We start from the raw sequence: 20,844 nt of genomic DNA on the forward strand, positions 1-20,844 counted from the left end.
CGCGCTGGGCTGCGGAGCGGCCCCACTAAGACCGCCGCGATTTCTTAGTAAAACCGCGTTGGCAGGCTTTGGGGCTGCTTCGCAGCCCAGCGCGGGGCAAGCCCGCTCACCACAGGGTTGTGTGTTGGTCTTTAGGAAGTGTGGAGATGGCCATGCTGCAGTGGCGGCCTCACGGCCAACACCTTTATTGCTGTTGCGAGGCCATCCAACCCAGAAATGTCTGCAGCCGGGTCGTGAAGTTGTCGACTTCGGCTTCAGGATTTCGCGCTTCAAACAGAAAGAACGCCACCTGCGTGATCATCGTCGGATAACGCCTGACGAACAGTGCAACATGCTCTTCGAGTGTCTGTGGCCACGTTGTCGCATCTTCCGAGCGCAACACATGCGTGGCCCGCACCACCTTGCGTGATGCTTCACGCTGCAAGCGCAATCGGTCCTGCTGGGTATCAGCTTGCGCAATACGCGTGAGGTAGCCGGCCAGCACGTGTTCAAAGTCGGCATTCACCGCCACGGCAATGTCGCGGGACGGCCGATACCGCTCGAAATGCAGGGAAAGATCATTGCCCCACAGGCAGCGGCAATGGTGCTTGAGCCAGAAGCCCCAACTGTTGCTGTTGTCAGCCGCTAACACTTGCCCACGACTGCCGATGTCAAAATCGACCTTAATGACGTGCGGGTGCCGTTGCTCCAGCGCCCGGCGAATCGCTTCCAGACGCGCCAGCAGCGGCGCAGTGGGCGGTTCACGCAGCACCAGCGTGAGGTCCAGGTCAGAGACACCGGGCGTGGCGTCTCCCCTTGCGACACTGCCGTACAGATAGAGACTGTCCAGCCCCAAATCATCCGGCGACAGCGAAGCGCAGACATCCTCAAGCAATGCCTGGAACTCAGGCTGCATTGGGTTGTGGGGGACGCTTAGGATATAGCCGTCCGGGTCAATACCCGAGCTGTTCGACGTCATCACGACTGTCTCTTCCAGTGCTCATAAAACGCCAGCGCTGCCACGTTTTTGTCCTTGGATTCCAACATGATGTCGAAGCGCTCCAGAAACTGCAGCGCGTAGTTGTTGGTCCAGCGGTTCCACATCTGCGCGCTGTGGGCGTACAGGTCACGCTTGGAGACCACCTGCAACAGCGCGTCCATTTCCAACTTGTGCTCGGCGTCGAAGCCCAGTTCCTGGAGGACTTCCTGGGGCTGGGAGTAGTGCATCGTCGGCCGCACGCCGCGCCAGCTGTCGATCACGCGAGTGACGCGTTCGCTGCTGGGGTCGATGTACTCGTTTTCGTTGATCCAGCAGTGGTGAATATCGAGCACAACCGGCGCCAGATCGGCGACTTGCAGGCAGTGGTCGAGCCCGTAGGTCTTTTCATCGTTCTCGAAGGTGATGCAGTTGCGCGCCACCTCAGACAAGCGCGACCACACCGCGCGAGTGCCCTCAACCCCCAGGCGTCCGGCGATGTGCACGTTGCACTTGAGGTCCTGGAACTGCCGCCCGTAGCCCATCATGCGGATCATGTCGGCGTGGTATTCGAATTCGGCGAGGCTGTTTTCAACCACGCCGGGGTTTTCCGAACCGAGCACGCAGTATTGGCCAGGGTGGAACGACAGCCGAATATCCGAGGCACGCGCCAGCTCGCCGATGGCGGCGAAACCTTCAATCAATTGGCGCTCGATGGCGGGATCTTTATAGACGTCGGCGACTTTCGGATGGCTGTAGAACGGCAGCAGGTCGCTGCTCAAGCGCAGCATGCGCAAGGTTGGCGGCAGTTGGGCGACATAGGCCAACAGGCGCAATTGCGCTGCCAGATTATGGGTGACCACTTCGACCAATTTTTCGCGGGCGACCTGCGGCGTAACCCCGTCCATCCAGCGCAAGGTGGTCGTGCGGGGGTTGAACGGGCCTTCGATCAGCTTGAGGGCGCTGGGCGACAACAGGCGTTCGGGGTGCTTGTACTGGCATGCGAAGCCAATGCGAGGGTGTGTCATAGAGGCGCCTGGCGAAAGGAAAGTACACGATGATACGGCCTTATGCATGGGCTCTGGCAGCGGGCTCATAATATTTAGACACCAATCACCCTGAACTTTCCGACAAGCGCCGCGCTCATTTCCTATGCGCTGCCCCGCCCAGGGGCGTTGGATAAAAAGGAGCCGCCCCCCCATGACTACCCTCTCCACCTATCGCCCCACGCCAGGTCCGCTGCATGCGACCTTGCTCGCCGGCACCGTGCCGCTGTTTCTTGGCGCGTTGCTCAGTGACATCGCCTACACCCAGACCTACCAGATCCAGTGGGCGAACTTCGCCTCCTGGCTGATCGCCGGTGCGTTGGTATTCGGTGGTTTTGCGCTGCTGTTTGCACTGGTCAACCTGCTGCGCGCCGAGCGAAAGGCCGGGCAACCTACTCGGTATGTCCTGCTGTTGTTGGCCACCTGGATACTCGGTCTGGTCAACGCGTTCCAACACGCCAAGGACGCTTACGCCTCCATGCCGACCGGCCTGGTGTTGTCGGCGATCGTGATGCTGCTGACGCTCGCAGCGACCTGGACCGGCCTGCGTTCGGGAGGTGTGAAATGAAAACCTCCAGCACATTGACCCTGTTGAGTGCCGCCCTGCTGTTAAGCGCCTGCGGTGGCGAAGGCGATAAAACCCAGGCCCGCGGCCCTGATCCCAAATTGCCGGAACAACAAAGCAGCCTGCTGCCGAGCATGAAGATCGCCGAGCCCGCGCCATGGGGCGATCAGAAACCCAAAGTGCCCGAAGGCTACAGCGTCACGGCCATCGCCACCGACCTGGCCATCCCCCGCCAGACCTTGGTGCTGCCCAACGGTGACATCCTCGTCGCCGAAGGCCGTGGCGGCAGTGCGGCCAAGCTCAAGCCCAAGGATGTGATCGCCAGCCTGATCAAGGCCGAGGGCAACACCAAGGTCAAGAGCGGCAACCGCCTGACCCTGCTGCGCGATGCCGACGGTGACGGCACCTACGAGCTGAAAACCGTGTTCGCCGATAACCTCAACGCGCCCTATGGCCTGGCATTTGCGGACGGCAAGCTTTACGTCGCCAATCAGGATGCGCTGGTGCGTTTCGACTACACCGACGGCCAGACCAAGGCCAGCGGTGCGCCGGTCAAAGTCACCGACCTGCCGGCACAGATCAACCACCACTGGACCAAGTCCCTGGCCGTGAGTGCCGACGGGCGCCAGCTGTACGTGGGTATCGGCTCCAACAGCAACGTCACCGAACGCGGCATGGAAGTGGAGATCGACCGCGCCATGGTCTGGCAGATCGACGCCGCCACCGGCGCGCACAAGCCCTACGCGACCGGGCTGCGCAATCCCACGGCGCTGACCATCCAACCCGACTCCGGGCAACTGTGGACAGTGGTCAACGAACGCGATGAACTCGGCCCCGACCTCGTGCCGGACTACCTGACGTCGGTGCGTGAAGGTGCCTTCTACGGTTGGCCCTACAGCTACTGGGGCCAGAACGTCGACCCGCGCGCGCAACCACAGAACCCAGCCAAAGTCGCTGCTGCGATCAAGCCGGATTACAGCTTGGGCTCTCACGTGGCGGCACTTGGTGTGGACTTTTCCATCCCGGCCATGGGCGAAAAATTCGCCGACGGCGTGTTCGTCGGCGAGCACGGCAGTTGGAACCGTGAGAATCCGGTGGGCTACAAGGTGATCTTTGTGCCGTTCAGCAATGGCAAACCGGCGGGTGAGCCGGTTGACTTCGCCACCGGCTTCCGTGGCGACGACGGCAAGACCCGTGGCCGCCCGGTGGGCGTGACGGTGGACCCCAAAGGTGCGCTGATCATTGCGGATGACTTGGCCAATACGGTGTGGCGCGTGACGCGTAACCAATAACAGCGCATTGAGTGTGCGACAGCTGATCAGCCGTCAGCTGTCGCCCTTTAATTGCTCCTGCAACCAGCCCAACAACGCCGCGATCTCTGGGCGGTCGCCCGCGCCTTGATGACGATAAATCGAAATCGCCTCGGGTAAATGCACGCTCTCCACACAGGGCCTGACCAGCGCCCCACTCTCGATCAGCCTGCTTGCCGTACGGCGCCAGCCCATGGCAACTCCATGCCCTTCCACCGCTGCCTGCAACATCAATGGATAACTGTCGAATGTGGCACTGCGCGCATTGGCGGCCACTGCCTGCCCGAACACCTGCAACCAACTGTCCCACTCCATCAAGTGCGGAGGCTGGGAGCTGTGGTGCAAAAAAGTGGCCGACTGTAATTCGGTGAGCGACAGCGGTTGTCGTGCATCGAAGTAGGCAGGGCTGCACACCGGGAACACTTCGTCAGCAGCGGTGAACATCAAGGGATGTGCGCCACTGGGTCGCCGCGAACTTTGCAGAGCAACGTCGAAGTGCGCACTGAACTCCGTCAAAGGCCGGGTTGAGGTCACGACCTAGATATCGAGATGCGGGTATTGCTGGTGGAAACTCGACAGACGCGGCATCAACCAATAAAACGCTTCGCACAGTTGGCAGAGCAGCACCACCCGGTCGCTGCGTTGCGCGGCGCGCAAGAGGGCTGCGCTGTCACCGATGCTGTGCAATGCGTCGCTAACCACCCGCGCCAGGTCACGCCCTTCTTGCGTAAGGGATACCGCGCGGTTGCGCCGGTAAAACAGCTTCACCCCGAGGTTGTCTTCAAGCCCACGAATCTGTCGGCTGACAGCCGCCTGTGTGATGTGCAATTCATCCGCCGCCCTGGAGAAGCTGCACAGGCGCGCTGCTGCTTCAAAGGGCAACAAGCTGGCAAGAGGCGGCAAGGTTTTACCGAGCGTATTCATAATCTGAAGTTATGCATTCAGGGCCGAGAACTCGTTTGTAGCACAGCCTCGCGGCTAGGCACCATGGATCTCTCGCCTGTTGGATAACCCTGATGACCTTACCGCAGAGCTCGATATTTGTTGGCGTAACCCTGGCGGTCATCTCGACCCTGGGCTGGGCGCTGAACTTCATCACGCCTTACGTCAGTGGCGAATACACCCTCTACGACCTGATGGTGGTGCGTTTTTTGATCGCGGGCGCGCTGGGTGTATTGGGCGTGATTCTGTGGCGGGCGCACCTGTGTTTGTTGCGGCCTGGCCAGCTCTGCCTCGCCGCAGCCCTCGGCGCCTTGGGCTGCCTGGGATACGGCGCGTGCATCGCTGCGGGAGTCATGTTCGGCGGCCCGGTGCTGACGCCGACGCTGGTGGGGATGGTCCCCGTGTTGCTGGCTCTGCTCGGCAACGCCAGGGACAAAACCGTGCAGTGGCGCAGGCTGGCGATGCCGTTGACGTGCCTGACCGTGGGGCTGTTGTTGGCCAATCTGAGCAGCCTGCACCAGCCTTCATTGAGCCTTGCTTCCTGGTGGTTGGGGCTGCTGTTTTCGTTGAGCGCGGTTGGCTTGTGGATAGGCTTCAGCGTGATCAATCAAAAGCAATTGATGCACCTTCCCGCGTCGAGCATTGGACTCTGGAGCGCGTTGATGCTGCTCGGTGCAGGCACCGCCACACTGGGGTTGCTGCCGCTGATACAGGGCTTCGGCTTGCTCAAGCTTCCGACGTTGGGCCTTGGGCTCTCCCGCGCTGGGCCGTTGTATGCCTGGAGCCTGATCATCGCGCTGATGTCGACCGTGGTCGGCGCCTGGGCCTGGAACGCCGCAACACAGCGCTTGCCTATGGTATTGAGCGGCCAATTGATCGCCCTTGAATCACTCTTCGCCACCCTGCTCGGCCTGGGGTTTCACGGGCGCTGGCCAACGCCTATGGAAACCGCAGGCTTGGCCGCTGTGCTGACCGGTGTGGTGATGGCGGTGCGGATCATCCTGACCAGGGCAGACCCCGCCAGCACCTGCGGGGGTGCTGAACGGGTGTGAGGCGCAAGTGCACCTCGCGACCTGTGGTTTTCACAGGTCGGTGATTTCCTTGTGACGCGGTACCAGGGTCTTCATCACGCTCCACGCCACCAGGTAGGCCAGGGCGCAGATAGCAAACATGATCATGTAGCCGGTGTGGATGTCGTTGATTGACTTGTAATAGTCAAACACCCACCCGCCGATCTTGGTCATCACCACACCGCCGATCCCACCGGCCATGCCACCGATACCGACCACCGAGGCCACGGTTTTCTGCGGGAACATGTCGGACACGGTAGTGAAGATGTTGCACGACCACGCCTGGTGCGCAGACGCGCCCACGCCGATCAGCAATACCGGCACCCAGAAGCTGATGTAGCCCAGGGGCTGCGCCAACAACACCACCAACGGGAACAGCGCGATCACCAGCATGGCTTTCATACGGCCGTCGTACGGGGCATCGCCGCGCGCCATAAAGTAGCTGGGGAACCAGCCGCCGCCGATGCTGCCGACCATGGTCATGCTGTACAGCACCGCCAGCGGCATCACAATATCGGCGCCTTTCATGCCGTATTGCGCGGACAGGTAAGTCGGCAGCCAGAACAGGAAGAACCACCACACGCCGTCAGTCATGAACTTGCCAAAGGCAAAGGCCCAGGTCTGGCGGTAGGTCAGCAACTTGAACCACGAGACTTTCTTTTCGGGCGCGCCAGACGGGGCTTTGGTGAACGGCTGTACGGTCTGGTCACTGCGGATATAGGCCAGTTCTTCGGCCGACAGGCGTTTTTGCTGCTCGGGTTTTTCATACACCGCGGCCCACACCGCCACCCACAGAAAACCGAGCATGCCGATCACCATGAACGCGGCTTCCCACCCCCACATGCCAGCAATCAGCGGCACGCAGATCGGCGCCAGGATCGCGCCGACGTTGGCGCCGGAGTTGAAGATGCCGGTCGCGAAGGAGCGCTCTTTCTTGGGGAAGTATTCGGCAGTGGCTTTGATCGCAATCGGGAAATTACCCGCCTCGCCAATCGCCAGCACCGCTCGGGAGAGCATGAACCCGGCAATCGATACCGGAATCACCGCCAGCCCAATCGCACTGCTGACAGCGGCAATGCCCTCGCCCATCTGCACCGAGAACGCATGCATGACGGCGCCGGTGGACCAAATGGCGATGGCGACCACGTAAGCGGCCTTGGTGCCGATCTTGTCGACAAAGCGCCCAGCGAACAGCATGGAAATCGCATACACGAACTGGAACACCGCCGCGATGTTGGCGTAATCGGTATTGCTCCAGCCGAATTGCGTGGACAACTGCGGTGCCAACAGGCTGAGCACCTGGCGGTCGAGGTAGTTGACGGTGGTGGCGAAAAACAACATCGCACAGATGGTCCAGCGATAGTTGCCTACCGCCTGGCCAACGCGCTGGGCGCTGATGGGCTCGTTCAGATTCATGGCATCACTTTTTATTTTTGTTAGGTAGGACATATGTAACGTCATATGTCGTCGTACAACTGCGACTTTTATATCGAGGCCTATGAGCGGTGTCAATCTGAAAGATTGCCGCCTGTCTAGGGACTACGTGGTTACGAGAAGTTTCAGAGAGAGGTAGTTGTAGGATGACAAATGCGTAACACCAGACTCGGCGCCTGACCGGGCACATCTTCGAGGAAGCAAATGTGCTGCAGGCCCACCTTTTCCAACACGCGGATCGAGGCGGCGTGATCGGGCCGAACCAGCCCGAACACTTCGGGCAGGTTCAGGGTTTCAAACGCCAGCACCAGCGCATCGCGGGCAAGCTCGGTGGCATAGCCCTGCCCCCAGGCCTCCACGGCAAAACGGTAGCCGAGGTTGATGCGCTGCTCAGTGAGGTAGTTGAGCGGTGCGATACCGCCAAAGCCGATGAGATGCTCTGGGGATTCACGCCGGGCAATCGCCCACCAGCCATAACCGTCGCGCGCCCATTGTGCGAGCCAGTGGTCGAGCAACCGCTGCGCATCGGCAAGGCTTGCCAAGGGACCGGAAGGATTGAACCGGTTGGTCTGAGGGTCGCCGAAGATCGAGAACAATCGCGGCAGATCCTCGAGTGTTGGTGGACGGTAGATCAGGCGTGAGGTGGGCATTGGGGTGGTTCTCTCTAAAGGATGTCACTCTTTTTTTGTGGTGAGCGGGCTTTTGTGGTGAGCGGGCTTGTCCCGCGCTGGGCTGCGAAGCAGCCCCAAAACCACACAACCCGGTTTGTCTGGAAAACCGGGTTGGCGTTGATGGGGCTGCTTCGCAGCCCAGCGCGGGCGGTGCGACGATTCGACAAGCCCGCTCACTACAGGGGGTAGCGGGGTCGTGAAATAGCGCTTTTCACAGGTAGATCTGCTGCCAGTCGAGAAAAAGTACAGCAACGGGTGAATTTTTTCGTGTCCGCTTGTATCTGAAGTGACAGAGCGGTGCTATCGCAGTGATAGCACCACCCCTGTTCTGTTTTAGAGTGGTTCGCATGAAATTACGTAGAAAAAGCGTCAAACCCATCGGGTTGAAGGACATCACCATCGTCGACGATGCCAAGGTGCGCAAAGCAATTACCGCCGCCGCCCTTGGCAATGCCATGGAATGGTTCGACTTCGGTGTCTACGGGTTTGTCGCCTATGTGCTCGGTAAAGTGTTCTTCCCGGACGCCTCCCCCAGCGTACAAATGATCGCCGCGCTGGGTACGTTCTCCGTGCCTTTCCTGATTCGTCCGCTGGGTGGCCTGTTCTTCGGCGCGCTGGGCGATAAATACGGACGGCAGAAAGTCCTGGCCGCCACCATTGTGATCATGTCCCTGAGCACCTTTGCCATCGGCCTGATTCCCGGCTATGCGTCCATTGGCATCTGGGCGCCGATCCTGCTGCTGCTGTGCAAGATGGCCCAGGGTTTCTCGGTGGGTGGTGAATACACCGGCGCGTCGATCTTCGTCGCCGAATACGCCCCGGACCGCAAGCGCGGCTTCCTCGGTAGCTGGCTGGACTTCGGCTCGATTGCCGGTTTTGTGCTCGGTGCCGGCGTAGTGGTATTGATCTCCAGCGTGCTTGGCGAAGCTGAATTCGAATCGTGGGGCTGGCGCCTGCCGTTCTTCCTGGCTCTGCCTCTGGGCATCATCGGCCTGTATCTGCGCCATGCGCTGGAAGAAACCCCCGCGTTCCAGCAACACATGGACAAGCTCGAACAAGGCGACCGCGAAGGCCTGACCCACGGTCCCAAGGTCTCCTTCAAGGAAGTCGCCACCAAGCATTGGCGCAGCCTGCTGACCTGCATCGGTATCGTCGCGGCCACCAACGTGACGTACTACATGCTGCTCACCTACATGCCGAGCTACCTGTCCCACAACCTGCATTACAAAGAAAACAGCGGCGTGCTGATCATCATCGCGATCATGGTCGGCATGCTGTTCGTGCAACCGTTCATTGGCTTTATCAGTGACAAGATCGGCCGCAAGCCTTTCATCATCGCGGGCAGTGTTGGCTTGCTGTTTCTGTCGATCCCGGCATTTATGCTGATCACCAGCGGCAAGATCGGCCTGATCTTCGCCGGCCTCTTGATCCTCGCTGTAATCCTGAACTTCTTCATCGGCGTGATGGCTTCGACCTTGCCAGCGATGTTCCCCACTCACCTGCGCTATAGCGCGCTGGCCAGTGCGTTCAACGTCTCGGTACTGATCGCCGGTGTAACACCGACGGCCGTGGCGTGGCTGGTGGAAAGCACCAACGACCTGTTCATGCCCGCCTACTACCTGATGGTGTTTGCCGTGGTCGGTTTGATCACCGGCCTGACGATGAAGGAAACTGCCAACAAGCCTCTGCGTGGCGCGGCGCCGGCAGCTTCGGACATGGAAGAAGCCAAGGAGTTGCTGCAGGAACACCACGACAATATCGAGCAGAAGATCGAAGACATCGACGCCGAAATTGCGGAATTGGAAGCTAAGCGCCAGAATCTGGTGCAACAGCACCCGCGAATTAATTAAGACTTGACCGTGCGTGGTGGCCCCGGCCACCACGCCTTTGGAGAGCTCAGCATGCTTCCCAGCTTCACCGCAGCACATTCGCTACTGAGCGCAGACGAACGCGCCGCCATCGCCGAAATAGAAGCCACCACCAGCATTCTGCAGTTGGTCACCCGCCTGACCGGGATGCGCTTTGCCGGCATCGCCAAGTTCACCGACCTGGAATGGGTGGTCTGCTCGGTCCACGACCCTATGGAAATGGGGATCAATGTGGATGACGTGCTTAACCTGGAAACCACCCTGTGCAGCGAGTTCTGCATTAATCCACAGACCTTGTTCATCCCGCAGGTCAGCGCAAACGGCCGCTTCGCTTCACGCCCGGTAGTCAAGCAGTTCGCTATCGAAAGCTACGCCGGCGCGCCGATTTTCCTGCCTGATGGCCGCCTGTTCGGCGCGCTGTGTGCCTTGGATTCACAAGCGATGCTGTTTGATGACCCCAACCTGCCGGAAACCCTGAGCCTGTTTGCCCGACTGATTGGCTGCATCTTTTTCGCTAACTTGACACAGAGTGAACGTTAAATTTCGGCTTGCCGCGTAACCCGGCGATGTCGCGCTTGGGCGGCACGCCAAACAGCCGGCTGTATTCGCGGCTGAACTGCGACGGGCTTTCATAGCCCACCTTGAACGCCGCGCTGGAGACATCCTGATGCTCGTTAAGCATCAACCGGCGCGCCTCGTTCAAACGCAGCCACTTCTGATACTGCAACGGACTCATCGCCGTGAGTTGGCGAAAGTGATGATGGAACGTGGCCGCGCTCATCTGCACCCGCGCCGCCAAGTCTTCCACGCGCAGCACTGCGTCGTAATTGAGTTTGAGCCAGTCAATCGCCTTGGCGATACGGTAGCCCTGCCCGTCCACTGAACAAATCTGCCGCAGTCGTCCAGCCTGGTTGCTTTGCAATAAGCGGTAGTGGATCTCGCGCTGGATCAGTGGTGCGAGTACCGGGATCGCCTCGGGCTCATCGAGCAACGCCACCAGCCGCGCAAACGACGCCAGCATGCCGTCGGTGACAACCCCGATGCCGACCCCTTTGAGCACTGAACGCTCGCGCTTGGGCGGCAGCTCACTCTGGGCGATCAGCTCGGCCAATATGCGCAGGTCCAGCTTAAAGGTCAGCCCCAGGCACGGCCGCGTGGGGCTCGCCTGCAGCACTTCGGAATTGGCAGGAATGTCCAGCGATGTCACCAGGAAGCGTGACGTGTCATACGGATACCCCTCGCCGCCCACCCACAGCTGCTTCTGCCCCTGGGCCACCAGCACAATGCTCGGTTCGACCATGCACACCACCGGCGTGCACGGCTGCTCACGCCGATAGAACCCCAGGCCCGGGATCGGCATGGGGCAGTCCCCAGGCGCAGCGATGCGCGATGCAATGGCGTGGACCAGCGCGTCCAGATTGTTCTTCATAACCTGCCCTTTTTGTTGATCCGCGAACTCTACCCCGCGCAGTCCATGGCGTCCCCCGTAAACCACCAGACTCAGAGCATCAGGCAAGTAATCCAGCGGAACGCACTACAGACGCCACCGCCACACCGGGAAAATGTGCGGACCAACCCTTTCAAGGATCCGCCCATGAAACGCCTCTTGCTTGCCCTTGGTTTGCTGGTGACGTCTTTAACTGCTCTGGGAGCCGATATGTCCAACAGTGCTGACAACTTCTACACAAGCGACAAGGTGACGGTCGAAAAGGTCACCTTCAACAACCAATACGGCCTGCAGGTTGCCGGCAACCTGTTCGTGCCGAAAAACCTGAGCTCGGGTGCTAAAAGCCCCGCGATTATCGTCGGTCACCCGATGGGTGCCGTCAAAGAACAGAGCGCGAACCTGTACGCCACCAAAATGGCCGAACAGGGCTTCGTCACACTCTCTCTGGACCTGTCGTTCTGGGGCGACAGCGCCGGTACACCGCGCAACGCGGTGCTGCCCGACCTCTACACCGAGGACTTCAGCGCCGCCGTGGACTTCCTCGGCACCCGGCAGATGGTCGACCGTGAACGCATTGGCGTGATCGGTATCTGTGGCAGCGGCAGCTTCGTCATCGCGGCGGCGAAGATCGACCCCCGCCTCAAGGCCATCGCCACCGTCAGCATGTACGACATGGGCGCGGCCAACCGCAACGGCCTCAAGCACGGCGTCACCCTGGAACAGCGCCGGCATATCCTGCTGCAAGCGGCCAACCAGCGCTATGTGGAATTCCAGGGCGGCGAGACCCTCTACACCAGCGGCACGCCGCTCAAGCTGACGGGCAACCCGGTGGGGGACGAGTTCTTTGACTTCTACCGCACGCCACGTGGCCAGTTCACACCTGCCGGTGCGTCGCCGCAGACCACCACCATGCCGACGCTGACCAGCAACGTGAAGTTCATGAACTTCTACCCGTTCAACGACATCGAGACGATCTCTCCGCGTCCGCTGTTGCTGATCAGCGGGGCCAACGCGCACTCCCGCGAGTTCAGCGAAGACGCCTACCAGCGTGCGGCCGAACCGAAGGAATTGCTCATCATCCCGAACGCGGGGCATGTGGACCTGTACGACCGGGTCAATCTGATTCCGTTTGCCCACCTCACCACCTTCTTCAAGAACAACCTCAAGTGATGACCAAAAACACGAATGCACCGCGCTGGGGCGCGGTGTTCGCTATGTCCCTGGCGGCCTTTACATTAGTCGCCTCGGAGTTCATGCCGGTCAGCCTGCTGACGCCACTGGCGGCCGACCTCAACATCACTCAAGGCCAGGCCGGCCAGGGCATTTCGGTGTCAGGGCTGTTTGCCTTGCTCACCAGCCTGGTGATTGCCGCCGTGGCGGCGCGGGTGGATCGCAAGCGCCTGCTGGTGGCACTGACACTGCTGATGATCGTGTCTGGAACGGTCGTGGCCTTTGCGCCGAACTACATGGTCTTCATGTTGGGGCGAGCGCTGATCGGCGTTGCCATCGGCGGGTTTTGGTCACTGTCGGCCGCCACCGCCATGCGCCTGGTACCGGACGACCAAGTGCCGCGTGCCCTGGCCATGGTCAACGGTGGCAACGCCCTGGCCACGGTGATTGCTGCACCACTGGGCAGCTTTCTGGGCGGAATGATCGGCTGGCGTGGCGCGTTTTTCTGCGTGGTGCCGGTGGCGGTGATCGCCGTGGTGTGGCTGCTGATCAGCCTGCCGTCGATCAAGTCGCAGGGCGAGGTAAAGACCACCAACGTGCTGCGCCTGATGAAACAGCCGCCTGTGATCATGGGCATGCTGGCGGTCAGTGTGTTTTTCATGGGTCAATTCATGCTGTTCACCTACCTGCGACCGTTCCTGGAAACCGTCACCCAGGTCAGCGTGTCCCTGTTGTCGCTGATGCTGCTGGTACTGGGCATGGCCGGTCTGGCGGGCACGTTCCTGATCGAGCGTTTTTTGAAGCGCAGCCTGTATCCCACGCTGATTGCCATTCCACTGCTGATGGCATTGATCGCCCTGGCCTTGGTCGCCTTCGGCAGCTCGACCGGGATGACAACCCTGTTGCTGGGGCTCTGGGGCCTGGTCGCCACCGCCGCCCCCGTGGGTTGGTGGACGTGGCTGGCCAACACCCTGCCCAAGGATGCCGAAGCAGGGGGCGGCCTGATGGTCGCGATCATCCAGTTGGCGATTGCTTCAGGCGCCACGGTGGGCGGTGTGGTGTTTGACTTCAGTGGCTATCGGGCGACGTTTGAGTTGAGTGCGGCGCTGCTGTGCGGGGCGGCGTTGCTTGCATGGGCAGCACGCTGCGTCAGTGTTCGCGCACAACACTTGAGCACAGCCTGACGCACTCAATCTTTTCCAAGGGCCGCCGATAACTTGTCATACCCCTGACTTGCAGCGAGGCCCTGCGCTAAATAATGCCCAACTCTCTCGCTCCAATCGTCCGCTCGCTGTCCACCCGCACCAGCCTGTCACTGGCACGCACGTCACTGTTGAATTTCATGGCCTTGCTGGCCGTTGTCTTTGCGGCAGCGGCTTACTCACTGCTTTACATCGCCCATGACCTGGACCGCACCGAGCAGGCCGAAAGCGCGTTCCATACCCGCAAAGCCATACAGTCCATGGAAAAAGCCATGCGGGTGACGGTCAAGGACTACGCGTTCTGGAGCGATGCCTACAAGCACCTGCATGTACAGGTGGACAAGGATTGGGCCTTCGAGCGCGGCAATATAGGGCCCACACTGTTCCAAGACTTCGGTTTTCAGGGCCTGTTTGTGGTCAACGACGCCAATCGCACGGTGTACACCGTGGTCGAAGGCGAACTGCAAACCTTTGAGCTCAGCGAATGGCTCGATCAGCCCCTCACCCAACTGCTCGAACAGGCCCGCGCCGGCGTAGATAACGAAACCCCGGTGAGCACGTTCATCAACGTACGCGGCAGCCCCGCACTGGTGGCTGCCGCAGCCATTGCGCCGGGCACCGACCCCACGGTGGTTGCAGACGGTAGGCCAGCCTCGGTGCTGGTCTTTGTCGACATCCTCGACAGCGCCAAATTGGGCCGGATCGGCGATGACTTCGGCGTGGGCAACCTGCACATCGCCACCCCTGAAGACATCGCCAAGGGCGTGTTTTTACCCCTCGGCGACAACGGCAGCGCCGGTAGCCTGTACTGGCAGCCGGAACAGCCCGGCCGACGCCTCATTGGCGTCGGCCTGCCCTTGCTGGGCCTGGCCGCGCTGCTGGTGTGCCTGATGACGTGGATGATCTTGCGCCGCAGCACTGCCGCCGCCCTGGCGCTGGATGCCAGTCATAGCTCGCTGCAAACCAGCCAGAACGCCTTGGCCACCAGCGAAGCGCGCTTTCGCGATGTGGTAGAAGCCAGTTCCGACTGGGTCTGGGAGATCAACGGCGATTGGCGCTTTACCTACCTCTCGGAGCGTTTCGAAAGCGTAACCGGGTTGACCCGCGACGCCTGGATCGGCGCGGCCATGAATGACCTGTTGGGCACCGAAGACGGGTTGTTGTCACAGTGGTTGTGCACGCCCGGCCGACGCCCGGACCTCAGCGTGCAATGCCTGTATGTGGATGCCCAAGGGCAAGAGCGCACCACCCGGCTATCGGCGCGGAAAATGCCGTGCGGCGGGTTTCGCGGCACCGCCACGGACGTGACTGAAGAAGTCGAGGCACGCAGACGCATTGAATTTTTGTCCCAGCATGACGCCCTGACCGGGTTGCCCAATCGCACGCGTCTACAAGCCTTCCTGGACGCCAAGCTCAAGACGCTGCCCCTCCTTGAGCAACCCTTGGTCATGCTCAGCCTGGACCTGGACCGATTCAAACCGGTCAATGACTTGCTCGGGCATGCCGCCGGCGACCGGGTGCTCAATGAAGTGTCGAGCCGCCTGACCGACTGCGTGCGCCACGGTGATCTGGTGGCGCGGGTTGGCGGCGATGAATTTGTGCTGATCCTCAGCGATGCCGGCACCCAGGACGACGTCGAAAACTTTTGCAAACGCTTGATCGTCTCCCTTGAGCGCGCGATCCGGATCGATGAGCAGGAAGTGTTTATCAGCGCCAGCATCGGTATCGCGCTGGCGCCCAATGACGCCGGCAACGTCACCGAAATGCTGCGCTACGCGGACATTGCGCTGTATGAGGCCAAGTCCGCCGGGCGCAATACCTGGCGCTTCTACTCCGGCGAGATGAATGCACGAATCATCGAGCGTCGACGCCTGGAAAGCGACCTGCGCTATGGGATCAAACATGGGGAATTGCGCCTGCACTTTCAGCCGCGTTACCGCATAGCCGACGGGCAGATGGTCGGCGCCGAAGCGCTGGTGCGCTGGCAACACCCGGAGCGCGGCCTGATCGCGCCGGACACCTTTATCCCGATTGCCGAAGAGTCCGGCCTGATCCTGTCGCTGAGTGACTGGGTGCTGGAAACCGCCTGTGCCTGTGCCGCCCAGTGGCCGGATGCGTTGTTTGTGTCGGTCAACCTGTCGCCGACCGAGTTCAAGCGCGGCAACCTGATGGAGCGCGTGCGTCACGCGTTACAGGCCTCGGGTATCGAACCGGCGCGGGTGGAACTGGAAATCACCGAAAGCGTCATGCTCGAAGACGCCGTCGGTGCGCTGGACGTGATGCGCGCCCTCAAACAACTGGGCATCCGCATCGCCATGGACGACTTTGGCACCGGGTATTCGTCACTGAGCTACCTGCGCGCGTTCCCGTTCGATGGATTGAAAATAGACCGCAGCTTTCTGACCCGACTGGAAGACAGCGAGGATGATCAAGCCATCATCCATGCCATCGTCGGCCTGGGACGTGCCCTGGCACTCACGGTGACCGCCGAAGGCATCGAAACCGCCGAGCACCTGGCGATGCTCAAGGCCGTGGCCTGTGATGAAGGCCAGGGCTACTTCCTCAGCCGCCCGCTGGATATCGACGCGTTCAACCGGCTGCTGGGCCCGGTTTGAAAAACAGGCTCGGCGTCTTGCCGAACTGTTTCTTGAACATGCTGGTGAAGGCGCTGGGGCTTTCGTAGCCCAGCTCCAACGCCACGTCGATGATCTTTTCCCCCATCGCCATGCGCTCCAGGGCCAGTAGCAACCGCGCCTGTTGGCGCCATTGGCCGAAGGTCATGGCGGTTTCCTTGCGAAACAGGCGCTGGATGGTTTTCTGATCCAGGCCCAGGCGCTCGCTCCAGTGCGCCACTGTCGAGGCATCGCCCGGATTCTGTTGCAGCGCCAGGCAGATCCGCTGGATACGCGGGTCGGCAGGCTGTGGCAGGGATAACGGCAACGCGGGCAGGATGGCCAGTTCGTCGAGGATCAGGTGCATGATCCGCGCATCCCGCGAGTCTTCGGCATAAGGTGGCTTGAGGCTGACCGAGGCCTTGATCAGCTCGCTCAGCAGCGGCGAGATGCTTACAGCCTTGGTTTCGGTGGGCAGATTGGGGAAGCTGTCGGGGCGCACAAACACGCTGCGCATTTTCAGCGGCCCTACGCAGCGCAGGGAATGCACGTGCCCGCAGGGCATCCAGAAGCCGCGATTGGGCGGCACTGTCCATTGGTTCTGCGCCGAATGCACTACCATGACCCCTTCGGTCGCGTAGAGCAGTTGATGCTTCTCGTGGCTGTGGTCGGGGATCACCCAGTTTTCAGGATAGTCGGTGGCCGAACTGATCACGGCCCACTCGCCTTCGTCGATCTCCTGCAGGAATTTATCCAGTGACTTGATCATTTAGCCCTTTTTGCGACAGTTACTGCCCGAATTTCGTGAGACAGACATTTTTACTGAATCTAGCATAAAGCCCGACACAATTTGAAATGGGCCGCCAGCCACGTATTGGCGGCCCCTGTTCGCTGCCTTGTATGGAATGCCTGCATGTCGACACTCCCCGCGTCCCCCGCCACTGCTACCAGTGCGCCCCAAGCAAGCCCATTAGTTATGCGTATCCTCGGTGCCTGCGCTTTGGCGCACCTGATCAATGACCTGATCCAGGCCGTGCTGCCGTCGATCTACCCCATGCTCAAGGCCAATTACGGACTGACGTTTGCCCAGGTGGGCCTGATCACCCTGACCTTCCAACTGACCGCCTCGCTGCTGCAACCGTGGATCGGCTACCACACTGATCGTCATCCCAAGCCCTGGCTGCTGCCGGCCGGCATGGTGTGCACGTTGATCGGGATCCTGATGCTGGCGTTTGTCGGCAGCTTCCCGGCGATCCTGCTGGCGGCGGGTCTGGTGGGCGTAGGCTCGTCGACCTTCCACCCGGAAACCTCCCGCGTGGCGCGCCTGGCTTCCGGCGGACGCTACGGCCTTGCGCAATCGACCTTCCAGGTCGGTGGCAACACCGGCAGCGCCTTCGGCCCGTTGCTGGCAGCGGCGATCATCATTCCCTACGGCCAGGGCAATATCGCCTGGTTCGGTCTGTTCGCGGTGTTCGCGATCCTGGTGCTGTATGGCTTGAGCCGCTGGTACCGCAACCACCTCGCGCTGTTCAAGCTCAAGCAAGGCGGCAAAGCCACCCACGGCTTGTCCAAAGGCCGCGTGACGTTTGCCCTGGTGGTGCTGGCAGTGCTGGTGTTCTCCAAGTACTTCTACATGACCAGCCTGACCAGCTACTTCACGTTTTACCTGATTGAAAAATTCCACCTGTCGGTATCGAGTTCCCAGATGTACCTCTTCCTGTTCCTCGGTGCGGTGGCCGTGGGCACCTTCGCAGGCGGCCCGATCGGCGACAAAATCGGCCGCAAGAAAGTCATCTGGTTCTCCATCCTCGGCGCCGCGCCCTTCACCCTGGCCCTGCCCTACGTCGATCTGTTCTGGACCGCCGTGCTCAGTGTGGTGATTGGCTTTATCCTGGCTTCGGCGTTCTCGGCCATTGTGGTGTTTGCCCAAGAACTGGTGCCGGGCAATGTCGGGATGATCGCAGGTGTGTTCTTTGGCCTGATGTTCGGTTTCAGCGGGATTGGCGCGGCGTTGCTCGGTTTGCTCGCGGATAACCACGGCATCGAGTACGTCTACAAACTGTGCTCGTTCCTGCCGCTGGTGGGCATCCTGACGATTCTGCTGCCGTCGACCAAAGGCGTTTGACCCGCCGATCATCGGCTGGCTGTGTGCCACTACACAGAATGCTCTGAAAAACCTGCGTGTGCGCTTACAATCCCGGTTTAAACGCACACCAGGCAGACCCAGCAAGAAATGACGCTCGACCCTCCCACGATTTTGGCACTCACCGTTGCCCTGGCAGCCGCTGCCGCCCTTTACCTGCTGGTCGAATGGCGCAGCGTGCGCGAACCCTCGCTGCTGTTGTGGAGCAGCGGTTTCGCCACCATCACCATCGGTTCTCTCCTGGCCCTGCTGCGCATTAATGGCTTTTTAGTCATCGGCATCTGGTTCGCCAACGGTTTGCTGGTGACCGCACACTTCCTGTTTCTGCTCGGCGTGGCGCGGTTTACCCAAGTACGCGTATCACGCGCCTGGGCCCTGATGCCCGTGATCTGGTTCGCCATGCTCGCGCTGCCAACGGACCAATCATGGTCCAAAGCCATGCTGGCGGTGCAATCGCTGTTGGTCGCCCTGCCCACCCTGCGCGCCAGTTTCCTGCTGCAGCCCCATGGCCGGTCCCTGAGCGTCGGCGCGGTGCAGTTGCGTTTTGTGCTGCTGCTCCACGGGACCTTTTACGTGGCCAAAACGCTGTCGGTGGTCATTCCCGGCACCCTGATCGACCTCGCCGCCTTCAAGGGCGAGATCATCCAGATCTCCCTGGTGGAAGGCGCCATGGCAATCATGCTGATTGCCTTGTCGATGACGGGTTCCGAACGCTACCGCCGCGAACAACAGATCGCCCGCCTCGCCGCCCGCGATCCACTCACCGCCCTCTACAACCGTCGCGCCCTCGACCTGCGCGCCCCTCGCCTGCTGGCCCAGGTATCTTCGACCCAACCCGGCGCCCTGCTGCTGATCGACATCGACAACTTCAAAGGCGTCAACGACCTCCACGGCCACACCGCCGGCGACCGCCTGTTGATCGCATTGAGCGAAATGATCCGCGCCGTCGTGCCCCGAGGCGCACTGGCAGCACGGCTGGGCGGCGATGAGTTTGTGATCCTGCTCAATCACACGTCGGCTGAGCAGATCGTCGAACTGGGCAGCAGCCTGCGCGACCAGTTTCAGCAACTGGCCTCGCAGAGCTTCAGCACCCCGCAACCGGTGACCCTGAGCATTGGCGCCAACCTGTTCGATCAGCCGCCGGAGAGCCTGGCGGCGTTGATTGAGCAAGGGGATACCACGCTGTATGAGTCCAAGCGGGGTGGGCGGGACAGTATCCGGTTGGTGGATCGCAGGGGCGCCACGCCCTACGGTTAGAAGTCGTAACTAACCCCCGCACTCCGGCCCGTCCTGACCGACTCCAACGCTTCGGTGTGAGCAGTACGCCGGTGGCGCCGCAGACTTCAAGGCCAGTTACAGGTCACGGCGTATCAAGACAACCAAAGGCAGGCGATGGGTTTGAGTCAGTAAGGCCCTTTTGTGGTGAGCGGGCTTGCCCCGCGCGAGGCAAGCTCGCTCACTACAGAAGTAAGCGGGATGCCGCTGAACTTCATACAAGCCTTAAACAGGTCATCGCGCCAAGCCCGAGCAAACAAATCACCCCGACCCCATACGACTTCAAGGCCAGTTAAAGGTCATGGCGTATCAAGACAACCAAAGGCAGGCGATGGGTTTGAGTTAGTAAGGCGCTTTTGTGGTGAGCGGGCTTGCCCCGCGCGAGGCAAGCTCGCTCACTACAGAAGTAAGCGGGAGGCCGCTGAACTTCATACAAGCCTTAAACAGGTCATAGCGCCAAGCCCGAGCAAGCAGATCACCCCGACCCCATACGACTTCAAGGCCAGTTGCAGGTGACGGCGTATCAAGACAACCAAAGGCAGGCGATGGGTTTGAGTCAGTAGGCGCTATTGTGGTGAGCGGGCTTGCCCCGCGCGAGGCAAGCTCGCTCACTACAGAAGTGAGCGGGATGCCGCTGAATTTCAGACAAGCCTGCAACAAGTCATCGCGCCAAGCCCGAGCAAACAGATCACCCCGACCCCATACGACTTCAAGGCCAGTTAAAGGTCATGGCGTATCAAGACAACCAAAGGCAGGCGATGGGTTTGAGTTAGTAAGGCGCTTTTGTGGTGAGCGGGCTTGCCCCGCGCGAGGCGAGCTCGCTCACTACAGACGTAAGCGGGATGCCGCTGAACTTCATACAAGCCTTAAACAGGTCATAGCGCCAAGCCCGAGCAAGCAGATCACCCCGACCCCATACGACTTCAAGGCCAGTTGCAGGTGACGGCGTATCAAGACAACCAAAGGCAGGCGATGGGTTTGAGTCAGTAGGCGCTATTGTGGTGAGCGGGCTTGCCCCGCGCGAGGCAAGCTCGCTCACTACAGAAGTGAGCGGGATGCCGCTGAATTTCAGACAAGCCTGCAACAAGTCATCGCGCCAAGCCCGAGCAAACAGATCACCCCGACCCCATACGA

General features: G+C 60.8%; 17 protein-coding genes and 1 pseudogene. 10 read left to right on the top strand and 8 right to left on the bottom strand.

The genetic code is table 11. From position 1 onward, the window contains the following. Nucleotides 1–184: 184 nt before the first annotated feature. Both BW43_RS20990 and BW43_RS20985 read right to left on the bottom strand, forming a co-directional pair. Nucleotides 185–958, bottom strand: coding sequence for a nucleotidyltransferase domain-containing protein (locus BW43_RS20990; protein ID WP_032885310.1), 774 nt, complete (start codon nt 956–958; stop codon nt 185–187). After that, nucleotides 958–1,983, bottom strand: a complete 1,026-nt coding sequence (locus tag BW43_RS20985) for a UV damage endonuclease UvsE (RefSeq protein WP_032885311.1) — start codon at nt 1,981–1,983, stop codon at nt 958–960. The genes BW43_RS20990 and BW43_RS20985 overlap by 1 nt, the downstream gene beginning before the upstream one ends. A 172-nt stretch (nt 1,984–2,155) precedes the next feature. On the opposite strand from BW43_RS20985, the gene BW43_RS20980 reads away from it, so the two are divergent. After that, complete coding sequence (locus BW43_RS20980; RefSeq protein WP_032885312.1) at nt 2,156–2,569, top strand: DUF2231 domain-containing protein; 414 nt, start codon at nt 2,156–2,158, stop codon at nt 2,567–2,569. Continuing rightward, entirely contained in the window at nt 2,566–3,858 is a 1,293-nt protein-coding gene (locus BW43_RS20975; RefSeq protein WP_032885313.1) for a sorbosone dehydrogenase family protein, read from the top strand. Before BW43_RS20980 ends, BW43_RS20975 begins: the two co-directional genes overlap by 4 nt. A gap of 33 nt (nt 3,859–3,891) precedes the next feature. Here BW43_RS20975 and BW43_RS0127300 read toward each other — a convergent pair. After that, nucleotides 3,892–4,800, bottom strand: a pseudogene (locus BW43_RS0127300) (LysR substrate-binding domain-containing protein). Between the two features lie 92 nt (nt 4,801–4,892). Here BW43_RS0127300 and BW43_RS20970 point away from each other — a divergent pair. Beyond that, a complete protein-coding gene (locus BW43_RS20970) occupies nt 4,893–5,870 on the top strand; it encodes a DMT family transporter (RefSeq protein WP_032885314.1) in 978 nt (325 codons plus the stop codon). A 30-nt stretch (nt 5,871–5,900) separates the two neighbouring features. On the opposite strand, the gene BW43_RS20965 is transcribed toward BW43_RS20970, so the two are convergent. Then, on the bottom strand, nt 5,901–7,304 hold the full coding sequence (locus BW43_RS20965) for an MFS transporter (RefSeq protein ID WP_032885315.1): 1,404 nt from the start codon (nt 7,302–7,304) through the stop codon (nt 5,901–5,903). A gap of 143 nt (nt 7,305–7,447) precedes the next feature. Further along, a complete protein-coding gene (locus BW43_RS20960) occupies nt 7,448–7,972 on the bottom strand; it encodes a GNAT family N-acetyltransferase (RefSeq protein ID WP_032885316.1) in 525 nt (174 codons plus the stop codon). A 368-nt stretch (nt 7,973–8,340) separates the two neighbouring features. Between BW43_RS20960 and proP the strand changes: the two genes are divergently transcribed. Continuing rightward, nucleotides 8,341–9,843: a glycine betaine/L-proline transporter ProP gene (gene proP, locus BW43_RS20955; protein ID WP_032885317.1), complete on the top strand. Its 1,503-nt coding sequence runs from the start codon at nt 8,341–8,343 to the stop codon at nt 9,841–9,843. Between the two features lie 51 nt (nt 9,844–9,894). Continuing rightward, nucleotides 9,895–10,401 carry a GAF domain-containing protein gene (locus BW43_RS20950; protein ID WP_032885318.1) on the top strand — a complete coding sequence of 169 codons (507 nt, stop codon included), beginning with the start codon at nt 9,895–9,897 and terminating at the stop codon, nt 10,399–10,401. Here the strand turns inward: BW43_RS20950 and BW43_RS20945 are convergent. Then, nucleotides 10,376–11,290: an AraC family transcriptional regulator gene (locus tag BW43_RS20945; protein ID WP_032885319.1), complete on the bottom strand. Its 915-nt coding sequence runs from the start codon at nt 11,288–11,290 to the stop codon at nt 10,376–10,378. The two genes, BW43_RS20950 and BW43_RS20945, sit on opposite strands and share 26 nt — an antisense overlap. Nucleotides 11,291–11,455: 165 nt before the next feature. Here BW43_RS20945 and BW43_RS20940 point away from each other — a divergent pair, with 165 nt between their 5' ends. The 3 genes from BW43_RS20940 to BW43_RS20930 all read left to right on the top strand — a co-directional run bounded on the left by BW43_RS20940 (nt 11,456) and on the right by BW43_RS20930 (nt 16,295). Then, the gene (locus tag BW43_RS20940; RefSeq protein WP_032885320.1) at nt 11,456–12,478 is read left to right on the top strand and encodes an alpha/beta hydrolase; all 1,023 of its coding nucleotides are present in this window, start codon (nt 11,456–11,458) and stop codon (nt 12,476–12,478) included. Next, nucleotides 12,478–13,662 (top strand): MFS transporter, encoded by a 1,185-nt coding sequence (locus BW43_RS20935; protein WP_032885321.1) that lies wholly within the window; start codon nt 12,478–12,480, stop codon nt 13,660–13,662. The genes BW43_RS20940 and BW43_RS20935 overlap by 1 nt, the downstream gene beginning before the upstream one ends. 74 nt (nt 13,663–13,736) lie before the next feature. Further along, nucleotides 13,737–16,295 (top strand): EAL domain-containing protein, encoded by a 2,559-nt coding sequence (locus tag BW43_RS20930; protein ID WP_032885322.1) that lies wholly within the window; start codon nt 13,737–13,739, stop codon nt 16,293–16,295. On the opposite strand, the gene BW43_RS20925 is transcribed toward BW43_RS20930, so the two are convergent. Then, nucleotides 16,270–17,061: a helix-turn-helix domain-containing protein gene (locus BW43_RS20925; protein WP_032885323.1), complete on the bottom strand. Its 792-nt coding sequence runs from the start codon at nt 17,059–17,061 to the stop codon at nt 16,270–16,272. The genes BW43_RS20930 and BW43_RS20925 overlap by 26 nt on opposite strands. Before the next feature lie 144 nt (nt 17,062–17,205). Here BW43_RS20925 and BW43_RS20920 point away from each other — a divergent pair, with 144 nt between their 5' ends. Continuing rightward, nucleotides 17,206–18,417, top strand: coding sequence for an MFS transporter (locus BW43_RS20920; protein WP_032885324.1), 1,212 nt, complete (start codon nt 17,206–17,208; stop codon nt 18,415–18,417). 108 nt (nt 18,418–18,525) lie between these two features. Beyond that, nucleotides 18,526–19,692, top strand: a complete 1,167-nt coding sequence (locus BW43_RS20915) for a GGDEF domain-containing protein (protein WP_032885325.1) — start codon at nt 18,526–18,528, stop codon at nt 19,690–19,692. A 787-nt stretch (nt 19,693–20,479) separates the two neighbouring features. On the opposite strand, the gene BW43_RS29105 is transcribed toward BW43_RS20915, so the two are convergent. Then, a partial coding sequence (locus BW43_RS29105; protein ID WP_218186590.1) for a hypothetical protein occupies nt 20,480–20,844 on the bottom strand: 365 nt, incomplete at its 5' end.

The sequence above is a fragment of the Pseudomonas sp. RIT357 genome (assembly GCF_000632245.1).
In the GTDB taxonomy this organism is placed as follows: Bacteria; Pseudomonadota; Gammaproteobacteria; order Pseudomonadales; family Pseudomonadaceae; genus Aquipseudomonas; species Aquipseudomonas sivasensis.